The following is a 16,244-nucleotide window of genomic DNA, read 5'->3' on the forward strand; positions in this document are numbered from 1 at the left end:
GGGTTCCACTGGGCTCAAGGTCTGGGCTCAATGGTACTGCACGGGGTGATTCTGCAGGCAGTTACAGCAAACGTAGCTGCTGAGCCGTTTCTTCGAGGGCGAGGCTATCGAGATCGTCGAGGGATAGATCGACGTCTTCGAAGGGTAGCTCGGCGTCGCCCTCGTCGGCCATCAGAGCGGCAGCGGCGGTCAGCATGCCCTCGGCAATATCGCCGAGGTCGTCGCGGTTGGCTAGGTAGGCACTCAGGGCGGTTAGGGGGTCGAGGGTGCTGTCGGTGCCCAGCTCAGGCAGGCGGCTGCGGCTGGTTTGAGCCTTGATCTCGGGCTGAAGGCTGTAGGTGTGGGCGGCGGCCAGGGTGGTTTCGAGGGCGGTTTGGTCGATCTGGTCGACCTGGTCAGTGCGCAGGGTGTAGAGGCAGCGCACCACGGCATCGGCAATGTCGGCCCTGGCAATGGCCTGCTCTAGGCGAGGCTGGGGGGTGTCGGTGTTGGTGAGGTCAACCTCAATGGTTTTGAAGGGTCGCACCGGCAGGGGGCAAAAGTCGGCCTGGGCCTGGCCTCTCGCCACCTGCACCAGCAGGTAGCCCTTGGCCTCGGTCTCTTCGCTAAAATCGACCCGCTCGATGCTGCCGGGGTAAATCATCAGGGGGTGCTCGCAGAGCACCTGGTAACGGTGGACATGCCCCAGGGCAACGTAGTCAAAGCAGGGCCGGGCCAGCATGGCCATGGGAATGGTGAACCCGCGCCCGGTGGCCAAAAACCGCTCGGCTCCATAGCTGGCGGTGTCGACCATGGCGTGGGCCAACAGAATGGCAGGAATCTCGGGGTCGAGGCGGCGAATTTCGCCCTCCAGGGCTACCCGCAGGCGATCGAGCAGCAGCTCATTCACCTGGGTCATCGACAGACCCTCGGTTTCGGGCCGGGTGAGCAGGGTCGATTTGGTCAGCCAGGGCAGGGTAACCACCTGTACTGGGCCGCTGACCGTGTCGATGCGGTGGGTTTCGAGGCGATCGCCCACCACCACATCCGGCACGCCCAGCGTTCTATAGATAGACAGGCTGGCACCCCCCAATCCCTGGGCGTGTTGGTCGTGGTTGCCCACCAGCAGCACGGCAGGAATGCCCGCCGCCGACAGCCGACAAAACTGACTAGCCAGGGCCTGCTGCACCAGGGGCGGCGGCGTGGCATCCGGGAAGGCATCGCCGCCAAACAGCACCAGATCGACCGACTCGGCCAGGGCGCGATCGATGCAGCGGGTGAGGGCGGCAATGAAGTCTTCTAAGCGGGTGTTGAGGCCGGTTTCGGGGTTGAGGCGACCGTGGGCAAACCCGCTGCCCATGTGGATGTCGGACAGGTGGAGAAGGGTGATCATGGGGCTATGATAGCGGCTAGAAAGGGCTCACGGTTCAAGGTTCAGGGTTTCAGGTTTGAGAATGGCCTCAACTCTAAACCTCATACCTTGTTCTACAGTCCTTAAACCCTGAACCCTATACCCTGAACCCTCTAGCCGCCCAAGATAAATAGGCCCAGCATGGTGGCGCTGTTCCAGGCGCTGTGCAGCACCATGGGCGAGAGCAGGTTGCGCGATCGCTGGTACACAAACCCCAGTATGGCCCCCAGCACGGTCAGCGGCAGCACCTCTGACAAACTCAGGTGGGCGGCGGCAAAAATAAAGGCGCTCAGGGCGATCGCCCAGCCTGCCGACAGGTAGCGGGTTAGCGAGGGCAGCAAAAAGCCGCGAAATAGCGCTTCTTCAAACAGGGGAGCCGCGATCGCCGCCGTCACGAAGAACACCAGCAGAGCCACCCCGTCCTGCTCTTCCAGCACCGTTTGCAGCAGCGGGTTGCTGCCCCCCTGCCCCTGCCAAATCTTTTGGTTGAGCAGGGCGACGCCAAACATCAGCGGCAGGGCCACAAAATAGCCGCCCAGACCCCACAGCAGCCCCGACCTTGAAGCCTTGATGCGAAACATATCTTTGGGAATTGGTTTGTAGGAGCGAATCGACCACCACAGCACCCCCAACGACCCCGCCGCCATCAGCAGGTAATACACCAGCGAAAAAATGGCCTTGCCCCGACTGCTGAGCCCCGCTCCGCCCAGACCCAGGCCCCCCAGCACCAGGGGCAGCAAAATTTGCCCCACAAAGAAAAATCCGGCAATTAAAACCTGCCAGATGGTTTCAGCCGTCCAGGGCACCTCCCAGCCGCGCCCGGCGTTGTGTTGCAGCACCGACTGGCTGCCCCGCAGCACCCGCTGAGCCCCCAGCCAAATCAGTAGCCCCAGGCCAATCACGGCCCCCAAAGCCGGTACCGTGCTCAGCAGCACCAGCTTGACCAGTTGGTTCTCAGCGGTCGCCTGCTCCTGGGCCTGAAGCTGAGCAAGACGATCAGGGCCGCCCTCAGTCTGCGCCTGAATCTCGTAGACCTTTTCGAGGGCGCGGTACTCGAACCAGCCGTCTAGCGACTCTTGCAGCCAGGCATCATCCCCCGGGGCGGCCTGGTCGTCTTGCCACAGCCGAATTAGCGTGTCGGCGGTGCGCAGGGCTGAGGCCGTCGCGGTTTCGCTGTCGCGCACCTGCTGCCAGCGGGCGATCGCGGCCTCGGGCTTACCCTGGTAAGCTTCCATCAAGCCTAGGCGAACATCCAGCCGATTTATCAGCAGCTCTTGCTGGGTGAGCGCGGTTTGCAGCCGCCGAGTTAGGGGCTTGCCCGCATTGGCTTCGTCGGCTAAGGAATTGCTAGATGGCGCAGCGGCTTCGGCCTTGAGCGATCGCCCTTCGGCCAGCCCTTCAGCGGCCTGCTGGCGCACCTCTTCGTACTGTTTTTGGGCGGTGGCAACGGGGTCTTTGCCCACCAGCCCCTCCCGCAGCCTGGGCCACTGGTCGGTGGGCAATCCCTCCCCCTGCCAGGTGCTGCCCTCCAGCAGCAGGTCAGTTTGATACAGCTGCAGGCGACTGGCTACCTGGGGCTCTTTCCAACTGCTCAGCAGCGATTGCACCACTACCAGCCCCACCAGGGCTGTCAAAATAATTAAAATCAGGCGTTTGATAGACAGCCAGGGTCGGGTCGATTCGGGTTCAGGGGTCATGGGCAGGTGATTAAAGGTCAGCAGCGAAAAACACTTCCTCCCATTATTCCACTGGGTTTACCGGAGGGTGAACGGCGGGCGATCGCCCTGGCTAGGAATGGGCAGGCTTGGGCAGGGCGTATTTGGCTAAGGCCAGCCCAGTTAGCAACACCCCGGCCATAATCAGCGCCGTCCACCGCACCGCAGGAATATCGCTCTGGCGCACCGCGATCGCCACAAAGGCCCACACAAACACCAGCGTAAACGCCACATCACGGCGCGTATAGATCATCGCTGCACCGATCAGCGCAGCCACCACAATCATCGCCACCGTCCAGGTCACCGACGAAATCCCCCAGCCGTTCCAGGCCGAAACGTAGAGGGCAGAGGCAACGTTGACAATCGTGGCGACCGAGATCCAGCCCAGGTAAAGGCTAAAGGGAATGTGAGCCATCCAGCGCCGCTGCCGGGACACACGCTCGCGGCCAATATTCAGCGTCGTATAAATGCCGATTAGCGCCAGCAGCAGCGCCAGCATGGCCAAAATTGACCAGCCAAACTGCTGTAGGGTAAACAGCAAAATCCAGATGGTCTGTACAACACAGGCCGCGATCAGCAGCCCGTTGACCCGCTGAATGAAGGGCTCTCGCCGCCGTTCGGGGTGAAACTGATAGATTGCGTAAGCAAACAGGCCCAGGTAGATAATGCCCCAAATCGCAAAGGCATAGCTGGCGGGGGTAATCAGCACCTCGCTCAAGAGCGTGTTGGAAATTTCGCCCACACTCCGTCCCCCAGGGGGAAAGCGGTTGAAGAGGGTATTGAAGACTACGGCAGCCACAACGGCGATCGCGGTGGCGATCGCCAAACCAGTGCCAGAGTTAGCGCGTTGGGGAGAATCCATAGGCCTGCGGTAGGTAGCGTCGCTCTATCCTCCCCTGAGTGGGGCTTTAGCGCCACTACCCCCGGTCAGAGTCTAACTACCGGAGGCAAAGGTAGAGACGCTGCTGAACACAGGTATGAATCAGGGAATCAACGTCTCTCCTAGGGGCAAAAGGCCGTTTGCCCTTACTCGTCCTCAAGCAGGTCGTCGGCCTCGTCATCTGGCTCTTCGACGATGACTGGCGCACCGTTGATTGAGAGCTTTTCGCGCACCTGAGCTTCAACTTTGGTGGCAAAGGCGGCATCTTCGATCAGACGCTGCACAGTGTTGTCGCGACCCTGGCCAATGTTGTCGCCCTCGTAGCTGTACCAAGCCCCCTTGCGGGTAATGACCTCGGTTTGCTCAGCCAAGTCGACCAGACAGCCCATGGTCGAAATGCCCTGGCCAAAGAGAATATCGAACTCGGCAATGCGAAAGGGCGGGGCCACTTTGTTTTTGGCCACCTTGACCTTGGCCCGAATGCCGTACTCTTCGGTGCCCTTTTTGAGGGTTTGAATGCGGCGAATATCGAGCCGCACCGAGGCGTAGAACTTGAGGGCGTTACCGCCGGTCGTGACCTCCGGGTTGCCGTAGGAAATACCGATTTTTTGCCGCAGCTGGTTCAAGAAAATGACCGTACACTGCGACTTGCCGATGCTGCCGGTAATTTTTCGCAGCGCCTGGCTCATCAGGCGGGCCTGCAGACCCACGTGGGCATCGCCCATTTCGCCTTCGATTTCAGCGCGAGGTACTAGGGCCGCCACCGAGTCAACCACCACCACGTCAACAGCCGCCGATCGCACCAGCTGGTCGACCACCTCCAAACCCATTTCGCCCGTATCGGGCTGCGACACCAGCAGCTCGTCGATATTGACCCCCAGGGCCTTGGCGTAGACCGGATCGAGGGCGTGTTCGGCATCTACAAAGGCGGCAACCCCGCCTGCCCGCTGCACCTCGGCCAGCGCGTGGAGGGCAACGGTGGTTTTGCCCGAGCTTTCGGGGCCGTAGATCTCAATCACGCGGCCCTTGGGTAGACCGCCCCCCAGGGCGAGGTCGAGGGTGAGGGCTCCGGTGGGGATAGTTTCGACCGTCATGCGGCTGGCTTCGCCCAGGCGCATGATCGAGCCTTTGCCAAAGTTGCGCTCAATCTGGCTGAGCACCATGGTGAGAGCTTTTTGCTTTTCGGTAACGTCGTTATTTTTAGATGCCATAGCTGCCTGGGGATAAAACGGACTTGCGATCGTGGGCGAATTGGTAGCGGGGCGGGCGAATGCAGAGGATGGGTTTGGCCTGGGGCCGTGGTTCAAACGATGCCCCTAGTAAACCCCACTTCGGCTGAGAAGTGTAGTCGTCCTGGGGCTAAAAGGTCTACTCAGGTCTGTCTACTTAAGGGAGGTAGGCCTGACGTGTTGAAGCGGTGAAAAGGCGTTGTTGACTGGGCGTTGTCTTTGCTTGATTAGTATAGTACTCTTGAACCAAATTAGGTAGTCCTAGAGGCGCAAACCAGCAAACGCGTTTGGCGAGGTTGGGGTGCGGCCTACTGTAAATGCGGAGCCAGGTCAGATTGACCAGAGACCGAATAGCACCGATGAGCTTCAGATGGCGTTAACCCTATCAGGCACGGATTGAGTCACAGGCTAAAGGGGCCAATACCGATGGATACAGGTCGTTTAATTCATGTTTCGGTATTCCCTGGCTGGGTGGCTGGGGTAACGTACCACCAGGGGTTGGGGTACCGCTGCTGGGTGATTAACCCCGAACTGGCCGTGCTCAACGACGGCGAAGTCTACCCCAGCAGCGAAGCGGCGATCGCCGCTGGTCGTCTGTTCATTCACCACTCTACCGGGGCAGAGCCGGATCGCGGCAATAGGGGATAATTGGCGGGTATTTTGGTGCGCCTTACCCGGCAGCGTTAACCCAATGGAATACGTTCTTGCCCAAGTGGGGGTTGTCGTTTTTGCGATGTCTGGCGTGCTTTCTGCGGCCCGTCAGCGCCTCGATATTTTTAGCATTGTGGTTGTGGGACTGCTCACCGCTGTTGGCGGCGGCACCCTGCGGGACGTGATTTTAGATGTGCCCGTATTTTGGCTGGTAGATTTAACGACCTTTTGGGTGGCAATAGCGGCCTCGTTCATCACGTTTATTGGTATCCGCTTCATTCTCAAGCTGCCGCCTCGCCTGCTGTCGTATTTGGATGCCATGGGCGTAGCCCTGTTTGCGGTACAGGCAATCGATAAAACCCTGGTCTTTGGCTACCCTGCTGCTGTCGCAGTCGTAATGGGGCTGATCACCAGCATTGCTGGTGGCATTATTCGCGATGTGGTGACCAATCGCCCGACGCTGCTGCTGTCGCGGGAGTTGTACGCAACGCCGATCATGCTGGGGAGCATTCTCTATGTGGTGCTGCTACAGGAGATGGCGTCGCCGCTGTGTCGGCTGATGGCCATGGGAGTAATTTTTGGCATGCGGGCGATCGCCATTCGCTGGCAGCTGTTTTTGCCCCTGCGACTGACCCTCAAAATCGATCTCAGCGAGGACAACCCTTAGTTTTCAATGCTGGCATTTTGCAAAACTTTAGCTAATCAGTTTAGCTGATCAGTATTGTTAGCTGTTAGCTTAGAACCTAGTCACCTAGGAATGTTCGACAGATATTCTCAGCCCTGAGAATTGGGGATCATGAGGGTGTGCTGGGCTAGCGAGTGGTTCTGACGGCTTTCGGCAGGCGGCAATTTGTCAGGCTCAGCTTCTTTAGATAGTGTTAATTTCATCGCCGCTGCGATCGCCTAGATCGCTGCGGGCCTGTATGTTTGAAACATCGTCATATGGGCTTGGGGTGCATCGCGATCTATGAACAAGAAACGGTTGTCCTGCATTTTTTCAGCGTTTGTCCTGGCTCCCGCAACGCTATTGCTGAGTAGTTCAGTGGTTGGTCAGGAGACTGGGGTCAAAATTGTTAATCAAACCCCAAAGCCGCTGGTTGGACTGTACGCAGTACCTTCTGGTCAGACTAATTTTGGCCCCAATCGGTTGGGGAGAGAGGCGGTTGAGCCCAGGGGCTCCCTGCTATTTCAGCGATCGCCAGGCAACTGCGACTACGACTTTTTAAGCGTGTTTAGCGATGGCGAATCTGTCGCTGATTACAGCGTCAATGTCTGCGCGATCGACGGCGGTACCTACACCCTGTTTTCACCTGAGAGCGAGGGCGGCAAACTGGTGGTGTTTAACGGCACCACCAGTGCCCTTCAAGAAATTCTGATCGAGGGCGCTAGCCTGAATCAGCAAACCCCTGCCGCCGAGCAAAGCCCAGCGGAGGAGGGGCAAGAACCCGATCCTGAGGCCGAGCAAAATTCTGACAGCGGCGATGCACAGGCGGCCCTGTGTGAACAATTTAGCTCACCGACCGTGCGCGAGGTTTGCTACGAAGCCCTGTACGAACTGGCGCAAATGGATGGTGAGGTTGACCTTGAACCATCGGATAATGGCAGCCTGAGCGAAGGCAGGAGCACCCGCGTTGAATCGTCGAGAAACTGTACCGATGGCACCTGTGACGAGCGATTTCTCAGGGAAGTGGGCCTGCTGGGTAGCTATGCCGTTCGGCCCCAAACAGAAGCCTGGATTTTGACGGATACAGCCGATTTGAGCTGTGCCACCATTCAGCGGTATGACATCACCGCGACCTTTGCCAATGGCCAGCAGGAGAAGAAGCTGGGCGTCAATCTGTGCGATCGCGACAAGATTACATTTGGCCAGCCCCAGCGGGGTGAACCCCGCCGCCTTACCATTGTCAATGCCACTGACCAAAGCACCACAGACAAAAATTTGGTGCTTCAAGAAATTTACATTACCCCGCCCCAAAGCACCTCCTGGGGCTATAACCTGCTGGAGTCTCGCGCCATTGCCCCCGGCAGCGCCGATCAGGTTGCCTTTGTGGACACCACTGACCAGTGCATCCACGATGTGCGCGCCGTGTTTATCAACCCGAACCGGGTGGAGCACCTGGAACCCGTTCTGTGGCCCGGCACTAATCTCTGTGATCTCGACAACAATACGCTGGTGTATGGCCTCGAAAATCAGGCCAGCGGCGGCGCTGATCGACCTGCGATCGCGGCCCCAGCCCAGGTCTTGGGCGCTGTCAAACAGCTGTCGCGGAGCAAGTCAGAGGTGTGCCTATCGTCGGCCAATAGTCGAGTGTGTCAACCCGCGCGCCGTCGCAGTGACCCGCCTCGACGGCCCTGGTGGCGAACCTGGCGACGGCCAGCTTGATGCTATTCGACAGCTGGAAATAGGGGTTCTGGAACGCTCAGAAGTTCACTCATCAATGATTTTTCGTGGATACTGAGGGTATAGAGGTCGAGCCGATTGAGGGGCGGAGCAGAGGTAGGCGAAGCCAGTGTCACTGATTGTGTAGCAACTTCGGTACTGCCGCATTCGCGATCGCTAAACTGCCGCCGCGATCGCAGCAGGTCAAGTCGGCGAGCCTTATCTTTGGCCCCCGTCGCCAAATAGTCATCAATGGCAAAATCAATCAAAAAAATGATGGCGATATAGCATCTCGGCTTGCCCAGATCTAGGGCCAGATTTTCTTTCAGCCTTTTTTGGTGATCGGCAGGCAGGTTGCCCACAAATCTATCGATCAAATACGTTCGTTCCTGGTAAGAAAATGTTTCTAAAAGCTGAGCGAGTTCGGCCAACTCTGGGCTAAAACTGAGTTCTTCAGACACTTGATCAACGGCACGGCTCAGCAGTCTTTCCTCATCCTGAGACAGGTGAGGAGCAATCTGAAATGTTCTGAGGTCGTGTACCCATCGAGAACGCTGTAGGGCTAGCTCTAAAAGATGTTGGGTGTCTTCTGGCCGCTGAGTGGCCAGGGTGAGCGACTCTTCCCAATGGGCTATTTGAAAATGAGTGAGCGCCTGTCTGAGGTGGGTTTGAGTTTTGCGAATCGATCGCTTTTGCTCTTCCGTTAGGCTATTGGTAGAAGGGGCAGAGCGAATGCTTTGAAAGTCTATTTTAGCTAGCTCCAGTAATCCATAGTGAGTCTGCTGATCGATGACGACATCGACCACTTCTACAGGGTTGCCAGCCTTGTCAAAACCCAAATTAAATTGAGAGGCTAGCTCCAGAAAGAATTCAACTTCGCGAACTTTTTGATTGTCCATGGGTGCTGTCCAGCCGCTTTCCTTGAGAGTAGTAAGCAGCACCAATCGAGCCATTCCTAACGCGGAAGCTGGATCTGACAGGGCTAGACCTTGTTCGTAGTAGGTGGCAGCCTCGTCTAGGCGACCCATTTTTTCGGCAACCTGGCCTAGCGCAGAGTAGGCCTCTTTTTTGTTGGGGGCAAAGTCTAAAACTGTTTGAAAGGTGCGAAATGCTGAGATATTATCGCCGCGATCGCGTTCTCCCTGGCCCCAGACGTAGTACAGGTTGCCGAGTCGGTACAGGTTTGAGTAACCCAAGAACGACACGGTTAGCAAACTGGCCGACAGCAAACAGGTTGCCTCAGCATGGTGATGGCTAGGAATATTGACGCTTCGCAGGGCATTTTGCACCACCCGCTGCCCTTTTTCAGTAAAGGCTCCGCCAGCGACGACGGCTAAGCCTGCCCCTTGAATAAAACTGCTAAATAGCCCTAATACATCAAAACCCTGAATTGAAAAGGCTTTGGCGGTGCTGGTCGCAAAGCTGGTCGCGGTAACTAAAAAGACCACGGTAAGGCCATTCCAAACCCAGTCAAAACGATCTTGTTCATGCTGTTTGGCAGCTTTAGGAACAGGGGCTAAAAACCACCACCAGGCTTGAGCACTGGGGTTAATACTCTGGCGAGAATTCTCTAAATCGCCGTGGGCTACAATCAGATCGGTTTTTCTTTTAAGCCGCTGATCGAGCTTGATTAACCGAGCATAAACTCCCGTGGGCAGAGGGCTGGCGGCAGATTGTTCACTGTCTTGACGAACTTTTTCTACTGCATCTCTCGCCAGCAGGGCATCCATCACCAGCTGATGTGATACCTCGGTGGTTGCCTCGTCAGTAGCCATACCTTCTAGCAGGGTGATGGCAGACTCGTAAGCATCAATCAGCGGGTCTAACGACGGCAGAGGGCGAGGCAGAGGAGAGTTCATTGCAGATAAGCTACTTTGCACCCTAAAGAGTATCTTATCTGGCTAATTAGCGAAGTTGAGCGTTTGACGGAGCTAGGAAGTGTTTACCGATCGCATGCCTTCCACAAACGCCCTAATGCTCTGCTCGCCGCGCTGGGCGTTGCCGGTAGTGAGAAAGTCGAGGATAGCCCCCTGAAATAGATGAAACAGCGATCGCGCTACCGCTTCATCCCCCGTCAGCGCCGTCAGTGACTCAACCCACTGCTGGGTTTCGCGCTCCAGGAATCGCTGAGTTTCGGTATCGCCCTGCATCGCCCGCAGGTTGAGATCCATTGTTAGCTTCAGCCAGCCCTGCATCTCTGGGGTGGTAAAGTGCTGCCACATCGCCAGCAGAGATTCGGCAACGGTGTCGGCATCGGCTACGGCTGTGTTTTGCAGCGACTGTAGCTGTTCGCGCAGACGCACCTCTAACCGGGCGAGCACCTGGCGCTCTAGCTCTTGCTTTGAGCCAAAGTGGTAGACCAGCATGCGCCCGCTGGTGCCGATGCGCTTGGCGATCGCGTTAATGCTAGCGTCCAGCGCGCCTGCCTCAATGGCCACCTCCAGGCACTTTTCTACCAGCTCTGCTTTCTTTTGGGGTTCGGTGGGACGACTCATGATTGACAGTTAACGTAATAGCTATTACATTAATCATTAATGTAATAGCTATTACGTTAACATCGTTCTTGCAGGTAATCCTATGAACACAAAAGATCGCTTGAGCCTCGTGTTAGTTGGGTTTGGCATTTGGGCGGCAGCTACTGCGGCCTATCGGCAGGTGGGCTCCGTTTTCTTTGAACGCTCGATTGTGGAGTACTGGCTGAACGTTGCGAGCACTGGTGGGCTATACACGCTGGTCTTTGTCGGGCTGATGCGGTGGCGGCGCGTTGAGGCCAAAGACTGGTTGCAAGGGGCGGTCTGCATCGCACTACCTGGAATGATCGGCGAAATCCCCGTTCTGGCGGGCTTTGCCGGGTTGATGAGCAATATGCAGCCCGAAACCGCTGGCCGCTACGCAGCATTCCTATTTTCTGGGTACTCGATTTTATTGAGCTTTGCCTGGTTCACGGCAACTAGAGAAGTGCGAGCGACTGGGTCTCAGCGACTGCTCTAGCTCGACCTACGAAAGCCGTAATTTTTGATTTTGACGCTGCCCTAAGGGCGATCGCCGCGATCGCCCTTAGGGCAAACCTTCTGCACTTTCGGAGAGTGCCACCACCATTCCAAAGCCCCCATCCTGCCGCTCGACTTCCTGGCTACACTGAGTACCCCCACCGCCCTAGGCCATACAAAACACCGCTCTGGCCCCCCTGGTCGAACACACTACCAGCAGCTTGGCACCTCTCAGAAGCGGAGCTGCGCACTATCCAAGACTTTGTCGATTGTTTGATCTGGAAGCACTATGGCGAGGCTGGGCAGTCCCTAGTCAAGCGATCCGCCGAAGCGCGGGCGATCGATCGCATCCCAGCCCTCGACGACCCTACCCAATGGGTGACGGTAATTGAAGAGGGCGAAGAGGTGGATGAAGACGCGCTCAACCCATGGCTGGAAGCCCGTGGCTACCAAGATTAGGTACAGGATTCAGCTGCATCAGGGAGTGACGTAGCTGGATTTTCTCGATCTGCCTGCGCTGCTTCGAGATGATTTGCCTCGCTATCAACAGGTTCTTGCCCTGGACCCTCATAAAACTCGCAGAGTGCCCAGTCATCATGGCTTAAAGGGAGAACTAGCGGGTTACCGGGTGTTAGGGATTACCTGGAATGGAATAGCCTGTCGCCTGGTCTATCGCATCTATGACACTCCAGCCCCCAAGCGCTTACTGGTGCTGGGTTTTGCCGAGCACGACCCAGCCTACGAGAGAGCGATCGCGCGTAAACCGTAGGGCTGGCAATGCACCCTAGCTTGAATCCTCCTGGATGCTGGGGTTAGATCGAGCGATCCGTGGGCCATAATGGGGCCAGATTTGGCAGATTTTCATTCATGGCTGACCTCCCCCATCGCACCAACTCCCTGGCCTGGCAGGTTCGTCAGGGGTGGCAAAACCTGGGGGAGTGGTTGGAGTACCAGTTTGCGCAAGTCGATATCGATGCGCCCCCGCTACCTCGCTGGCCCTGGCTCGAGCCCCTGGCTCGAGGTTTGTTTTGGGTAATGGTCGCGGCCCTGGCCCTTTGGATTGGCTGGTTGGTCTACCGGGGCTTTACCGCCTATCTGAACCAGCGCCAGCCCAGAGGAACAGGTGTAACGCCAAAAACCGCCGCCTCAGAAGCCGCCCTCAAGCAGGCAACTTATTGGTGGCGGGAGGCTCAGCGGCTGGCCCAGCAGGGTGACTATGCTGCCGCCTGCACAGCCCTCTATATGGCGGGTTTGGCCCGGCTTAACGATACCGAAACCGTGCTCTACCGCGCCAGCCGTACCGATGGTGAGTATCTTACCTGCATCCCTGCCCCCCCCAGCCGCCCCTACGAGCTGCTGATTCGCACCCACGAGCGCATTGTCTACGGTAAGGCCCTGGCGACCGAAGAAACCTACCAGCGCTGCCGCCGCGCTTACCAGGAGATCGCCCAGCCGTGATGCGATCGCTGCCCTTCAAACGTCGCCCCCTACTCTTAGGCCTGCTGGGACTGGCTCTGCTGCTGGGGCTGCTGGTTTTGGGCAGACCCACCGCCAGCCCGCTCGAAAGCGGCTCGACCTGGCACCGTGGTCCAGCGGGCTACAGCGCCTGGTACGAATCGCTGGAGCAGCAGGGTATTGCCGTGCAGCGGTGGCAGCGCCCGGTGAAAGACTTGCTCGAACAGCTGGGTGGGGCAGAAGACGCAACCGTTACCCTGGTGCAAAACCCTGCGGCTGGCCCAGAGACTCTGGTAGCGGTGCTGCCTCAGGTTACTGACGAGTCGGAGCTGCCCGCTCTATTGCCCTGGTTGCCTGACTGGGTCGAGGCGGGCCACCAGCTGGTAATCCTGGGCGTCAAAGCCCCAGCGACGGCCGCCCCCTTTTCCCAAACCCTATCTAGCGAAGCTGGCCCGGTGCAGATCGATACCCGCCGCCGCTACACCGCAGGCCCAAGGCTGGGCACTGAGCTCGACGACGAGTATGGCGCAGTGGTTTGGCAGCAGGCGATCGCTTCAGGGCCAGTGACGATCGCCGCAACGCCCTTCCTGGGGGCCAATGCCTACCTCGATCAGCCCGGCAATTTTGCGCTGCTGACGGCGCTCGTGGCGGGGAGTGGCCAGCGGGTGTGGATTGACGAATACCTGCACGGCTACCGGGACGAGGAGGCGATCGCGGCGGAAGTCGGCGGCGATAGCTGGCTCGACTACCTGTCCCGCACGCCCCTGCTCATTCTCGCGGCCCAAATTTTGGCTGTTACCCTGGTGGTGCTGCTGGCCTTTAACCATCGGCTGGGGCGGCGGCGATCGCTGCCAACCCCCAGGATAGACAACAGCTGGGCTTACATTCAGGCGCTAGCCGGGGTGCTGCACAAGGCCGGCAGCTACGACTTTGTGGTGCAAACCATTAGCCAGACTGAGCGCATTCAGCTGCAAAAAAACCTGGGCTTGGGCGACCTGCCGCTGCCTCTAGAGCAGCTGCAACTGGCCTGGAATGAGCAGCCTGGCCGACCTGAGGTCGATCTGGCGGCGATTCTAAATCCTGCCGTGGCCAAGAACGAAAGCCAGCTGCGCGACTGGCTCAAGCGGGTACAATCCCTTCATTACCCCAGAACTGCCCCAGAGACACCCCCAGGAGACCCCCACCGGCCATGAGTGAGCGCCCCAGTAATCAACAGAGTGACCTACAGGCGGCGATCGCCCGCATTGGCCAAACCCTTAGCGGCGTAGTTGTGGGCCAAGAACCCCTCGTGCAGGAGCTTTTGGTCGCCCTGCTGGCGGGGGGGCACGTCATTCTCGAAGGGGTGCCCGGTACCGGCAAAACCCTGCTGGTGCGCGCCCTGTCGCGACTCATTCAGGCCGACTTTGGCCGCATTCAGCTCACCCCCGATATTCTGCCGTCGGACATTTCGGGCACCAACGTCTTTGACCTCACCAGCCGCACCTTTACCCTCAAAAAAGGCCCGGTGTTCACCCAGGTTCTCTTGGCGGATGAAATCAACCGCACCCCACCTAAAACCCAGTCAGCCCTGCTCGAAGCCATGGAAGAGCAGCAGGTGACGCTCGACGGCACCAGCCACCCTTTGCCTGACCTATTTTGGGTGGTGGCCACCCAGAACCCGCTCGAGTTTGAGGGCACCTACCCCCTGCCCGAGGCCCAGCTCGATCGCTTTTTGTTCAAGCTGGTGGTGGGCTACCCCGCAGCAGCAGCCGAAAAACAAATGCTGCTCAATGCCCAGGCGGGGTTTGAGGCCAAACGCCTGGATGTCAGTCAGCTCAAGCCCGTGGTTGCCGCCAACCATATTCTTGCCGCCCGCCGGGCTGTTAAAGGCCTAGCCGTGCAAGAACCCATTCTCGACTACCTGCTGGCCCTGGCCCACAAAACTCGTCAGCACTCCGATCTAGACCTGGGCACCTCCCCGCGCGCGACGGTGCAGTGGCTGGCGGCCAGCAAGGCCCACGCCTGGATTAACGGACAAGAGTTTGTCACTCCCGACAACGTCAAGGCCGTGGCCATGCCCCTGCTGCGCCACCGGCTTATGTTAGGAGCTGAGGCGCAGCTGGACGGGCTGACCTGCGATCGCGTCATTACCGGCGTGCTCGACAGCGTGGCGGTACCTCGCTAATGGCGATTATCCCCACCGGGCGCACCTACGGACTGCTGCTGGGGGGCGGGCTTGTTGTCACCCTGCTTACCAACTTTTTCGACCATCCCAACCGGCTCACCGTAGCCCTCCTGGCCCTGCTGTTGTTTGACGGTGCAGTGCTGGCGGTCATGTTTTGGGATGGCTTGCGAGTCAAGAGCCGCCGCGCCACGATCAAGCGAGACCCACTGCACCGCCTATCCATTGGGCGCGACAACCCAATCTCGCTGCATGGAGAATCCTCCACCCCCGTGCGCCTGCGCCTGTTCGACAACTATCCCACCACCTTTGACGGCACTCCCATGCCCCTGGCGATTGCCCTCAGCGGCAAGGAACCCGAAACCATTACCTTTACCGTTAACCCCAAGCAGCGGGGCGAATATCCCTGGGGCGATCTGCAAATTCAGCAGCGCAGTCCCCTAGGGCTGGCCTGGGCCGATTGGGCCATACCCGCCGCCGAAACCGTTGCTGTGTACCCCGATCTGATTGGCCTGAATCAACTTTCTGTCAAACTGGCCCTGCAAGCTACCGGCACCCTCAAGCAAAAGCGGCGCATGGGCGTGGGCACCGAGTTTGCCGAGCTGCGCGAGTACGGCACCGGCGACGACCCCCGCTTTATCGACTGGAAGGCCACCGCCCGCCTCAGCCAGCCCCTGGTGCGAGTGTTGGAACCGGAGCGCGAGCAAACCCTATTGATTCTTCTCGATCGCGGTCGGCTGATGACCGCCCAAGTGCAGGGGCTAAATCGCTTCGACTGGGGCATGAATGCGGCCCTGGCCCTGGCGCTGGCGGGGGTAAGCCGGGGCGATCGCGTTGGCCTAGGCCTGTTCGATCGCACTTTGCACACCTGGATACCCCCCAAAGGCGGGCGGGCCAACTTNCWGYMKMTKATNRARCRYCTSACNSCYRYCGASSMMGYSMNNGAAGAATCCGACTACCTGGCCGCCGCCACCCACGCCGCCCAGCAGCAGCACCGCCGCTCGCTGGTGGTGATCATTACCGACATTGTGGATGAAACCGCCAGCGCTGAACTGCTCTCGGCCCTGGCCCGCCTGCGTCCCCGCCACCTGCCCTTCTGCATCACGCTGCGGGATCCGGCGATCGATCGCCAGGCCCATGCCCCTACCACCCAGGTCGATACCGCCTACCAGCGAGCCGTGGCGCTAGATTTGCTCAGCCAGCGCGAGGCCGCCTTCGCCCGGCTTAAAAAGCGCGGCGTGCTGGTGCTCGATGCCCCCGCCCATCAAATCTCAGACCCGCTGGTCGAGAGCTACCTCCGCATCAAGAGCCAGGGCAGATTGTAGGGCGTCTATGGACAATGACTTACCATCAGAAGAGTAGCTGTAGTCAGCTTGATTCAGGCATTTTGCAA

The 16,244-nt window shown here is 58.7% G+C and carries 15 protein-coding genes and 1 pseudogene; 10 read left to right on the forward strand and 6 right to left on the reverse strand.

The features are described 5' to 3' along the window. Nucleotides 1-61: 61 nt before the first annotated feature. The 4 genes from sbcD to recA all read right to left on the reverse strand — a co-directional run bounded on the left by sbcD (nucleotide 62) and on the right by recA (nucleotide 5,196). Complete coding sequence (gene sbcD, locus IQ265_RS17115) at nucleotides 62-1,372, reverse strand: exonuclease subunit SbcD (RefSeq protein WP_194055793.1); 1,311 nt, start codon at nucleotides 1,370-1,372, stop codon at nucleotides 62-64. A gap of 131 nt (nucleotides 1,373-1,503) precedes the next feature. Continuing rightward, nucleotides 1,504-3,087, reverse strand: coding sequence for a type II CAAX endopeptidase family protein (locus IQ265_RS17120; protein ID WP_194055795.1), 1,584 nt, complete (start codon nucleotides 3,085-3,087; stop codon nucleotides 1,504-1,506). A gap of 91 nt (nucleotides 3,088-3,178) precedes the next feature. After that, entirely contained in the window at nucleotides 3,179-3,967 is a 789-nt protein-coding gene (locus IQ265_RS17125) for a tryptophan-rich sensory protein (RefSeq protein WP_228038030.1), read from the reverse strand. Nucleotides 3,968-4,131: 164 nt separating this feature from the next. Further along, the gene (gene recA, locus IQ265_RS17130) at nucleotides 4,132-5,196 is read right to left on the reverse strand and encodes a recombinase RecA (protein WP_194055797.1); all 1,065 of its coding nucleotides are present in this window, start codon (nucleotides 5,194-5,196) and stop codon (nucleotides 4,132-4,134) included. A 444-nt stretch (nucleotides 5,197-5,640) separates the two neighbouring features. Between recA and IQ265_RS17135 the strand changes: the two genes are divergently transcribed. From IQ265_RS17135 to IQ265_RS17145, 3 genes are all read left to right on the forward strand, one after another. Further along, nucleotides 5,641-5,862 (forward strand): hypothetical protein, encoded by a 222-nt coding sequence (locus tag IQ265_RS17135; RefSeq protein WP_194055799.1) that lies wholly within the window; start codon nucleotides 5,641-5,643, stop codon nucleotides 5,860-5,862. Between the two features lie 43 nt (nucleotides 5,863-5,905). Beyond that, a complete protein-coding gene (locus IQ265_RS17140) occupies nucleotides 5,906-6,532 on the forward strand; it encodes a trimeric intracellular cation channel family protein (RefSeq protein WP_194055801.1) in 627 nt (208 codons plus the stop codon). A 300-nt stretch (nucleotides 6,533-6,832) separates the two neighbouring features. Next, a complete protein-coding gene (locus tag IQ265_RS17145) occupies nucleotides 6,833-8,248 on the forward strand; it encodes a hypothetical protein (protein ID WP_194055803.1) in 1,416 nt (471 codons plus the stop codon). Between the two features lie 2 nt (nucleotides 8,249-8,250). Here the strand turns inward: IQ265_RS17145 and IQ265_RS17150 are convergent, their stop codons facing one another. Both IQ265_RS17150 and IQ265_RS17155 read right to left on the reverse strand, forming a co-directional pair. Beyond that, the gene (locus IQ265_RS17150; RefSeq protein ID WP_194055805.1) at nucleotides 8,251-10,104 is read right to left on the reverse strand and encodes a tetratricopeptide repeat protein; all 1,854 of its coding nucleotides are present in this window, start codon (nucleotides 10,102-10,104) and stop codon (nucleotides 8,251-8,253) included. A gap of 72 nt (nucleotides 10,105-10,176) precedes the next feature. Then, nucleotides 10,177-10,740 (reverse strand): TetR/AcrR family transcriptional regulator, encoded by a 564-nt coding sequence (locus tag IQ265_RS17155; RefSeq protein ID WP_194055807.1) that lies wholly within the window; start codon nucleotides 10,738-10,740, stop codon nucleotides 10,177-10,179. A gap of 82 nt (nucleotides 10,741-10,822) precedes the next feature. Here IQ265_RS17155 and IQ265_RS17160 point away from each other — a divergent pair, with 82 nt between their 5' ends. The 7 genes and pseudogenes from IQ265_RS17160 (at nucleotide 10,823) to IQ265_RS17190 (ending at nucleotide 16,176) form a co-directional block, all read left to right on the forward strand. Further along, complete coding sequence (locus IQ265_RS17160; protein WP_194055809.1) at nucleotides 10,823-11,236, forward strand: DUF5367 family protein; 414 nt, start codon at nucleotides 10,823-10,825, stop codon at nucleotides 11,234-11,236. Nucleotides 11,237-11,331: 95 nt separating this feature from the next. Next, complete coding sequence (locus tag IQ265_RS17165) at nucleotides 11,332-11,694, forward strand: hypothetical protein (protein ID WP_228038031.1); 363 nt, start codon at nucleotides 11,332-11,334, stop codon at nucleotides 11,692-11,694. 73 nt (nucleotides 11,695-11,767) lie between these two features. After that, nucleotides 11,768-12,004: a hypothetical protein gene (locus IQ265_RS28825; protein WP_278002766.1), complete on the forward strand. Its 237-nt coding sequence runs from the start codon at nucleotides 11,768-11,770 to the stop codon at nucleotides 12,002-12,004. 98 nt (nucleotides 12,005-12,102) lie between these two features. Beyond that, nucleotides 12,103-12,693: a DUF4129 domain-containing protein gene (locus tag IQ265_RS17175; RefSeq protein WP_194055811.1), complete on the forward strand. Its 591-nt coding sequence runs from the start codon at nucleotides 12,103-12,105 to the stop codon at nucleotides 12,691-12,693. After that, nucleotides 12,693-13,883, forward strand: a complete 1,191-nt coding sequence (locus IQ265_RS17180; protein ID WP_228038049.1) for a DUF4350 domain-containing protein — start codon at nucleotides 12,693-12,695, stop codon at nucleotides 13,881-13,883. The genes IQ265_RS17175 and IQ265_RS17180 overlap by 1 nt, the downstream gene beginning before the upstream one ends. Beyond that, complete coding sequence (locus tag IQ265_RS17185; protein WP_194055815.1) at nucleotides 13,880-14,854, forward strand: MoxR family ATPase; 975 nt, start codon at nucleotides 13,880-13,882, stop codon at nucleotides 14,852-14,854. The genes IQ265_RS17180 and IQ265_RS17185 overlap by 4 nt, the downstream gene beginning before the upstream one ends. Then, nucleotides 14,854-16,176: pseudogene (locus tag IQ265_RS17190) on the forward strand (DUF58 domain-containing protein). The gene IQ265_RS17185 and the pseudogene IQ265_RS17190 overlap by 1 nt, the downstream one beginning before the upstream one ends. The last annotated feature ends 68 nt before the right edge of the window (nucleotides 16,177-16,244 follow it).

This window comes from Nodosilinea sp. LEGE 06152, assembly GCF_015207525.1.
Taxonomy (GTDB): Bacteria; Cyanobacteriota; Cyanobacteriia; order Phormidesmidales; family Phormidesmidaceae; genus Nodosilinea.

Bases quoted from the DNA above. Each gene is read 5' to 3' on its own strand.
- sbcD (WP_194055793.1), bottom strand. From the start codon at position 1,372: ATGATCACCCTTCTCCACCTGTCCGACATCCACATGGGCAGCGGGTTT.
- IQ265_RS17120 (WP_194055795.1), bottom strand. From the start codon at position 3,087: ATGACCCCTGAACCCGAATCGACCCGACCCTGGCTGTCTATCAAACGC.
- IQ265_RS17125 (WP_228038030.1), bottom strand. From the start codon at position 3,967: ATGGATTCTCCCCAACGCGCTAACTCTGGCACTGGTTTGGCGATCGCC.
- recA (WP_194055797.1), bottom strand. From the start codon at position 5,196: ATGGCATCTAAAAATAACGACGTTACCGAAAAGCAAAAAGCTCTCACC.
- IQ265_RS17135 (WP_194055799.1), top strand. From the start codon at position 5,641: ATGGATACAGGTCGTTTAATTCATGTTTCGGTATTCCCTGGCTGGGTG.
- IQ265_RS17140 (WP_194055801.1), top strand. From the start codon at position 5,906: ATGGAATACGTTCTTGCCCAAGTGGGGGTTGTCGTTTTTGCGATGTCT.
- IQ265_RS17145 (WP_194055803.1), top strand. From the start codon at position 6,833: ATGAACAAGAAACGGTTGTCCTGCATTTTTTCAGCGTTTGTCCTGGCT.
- IQ265_RS17150 (WP_194055805.1), bottom strand. From the start codon at position 10,104: ATGAACTCTCCTCTGCCTCGCCCTCTGCCGTCGTTAGACCCGCTGATT.
- IQ265_RS17155 (WP_194055807.1), bottom strand. From the start codon at position 10,740: ATGAGTCGTCCCACCGAACCCCAAAAGAAAGCAGAGCTGGTAGAAAAG.
- IQ265_RS17160 (WP_194055809.1), top strand. From the start codon at position 10,823: ATGAACACAAAAGATCGCTTGAGCCTCGTGTTAGTTGGGTTTGGCATT.
- IQ265_RS17175 (WP_194055811.1), top strand. From the start codon at position 12,103: ATGGCTGACCTCCCCCATCGCACCAACTCCCTGGCCTGGCAGGTTCGT.
- IQ265_RS17180 (WP_228038049.1), top strand. From the start codon at position 12,693: ATGCGATCGCTGCCCTTCAAACGTCGCCCCCTACTCTTAGGCCTGCTG.
- IQ265_RS17185 (WP_194055815.1), top strand. From the start codon at position 13,880: ATGAGTGAGCGCCCCAGTAATCAACAGAGTGACCTACAGGCGGCGATC.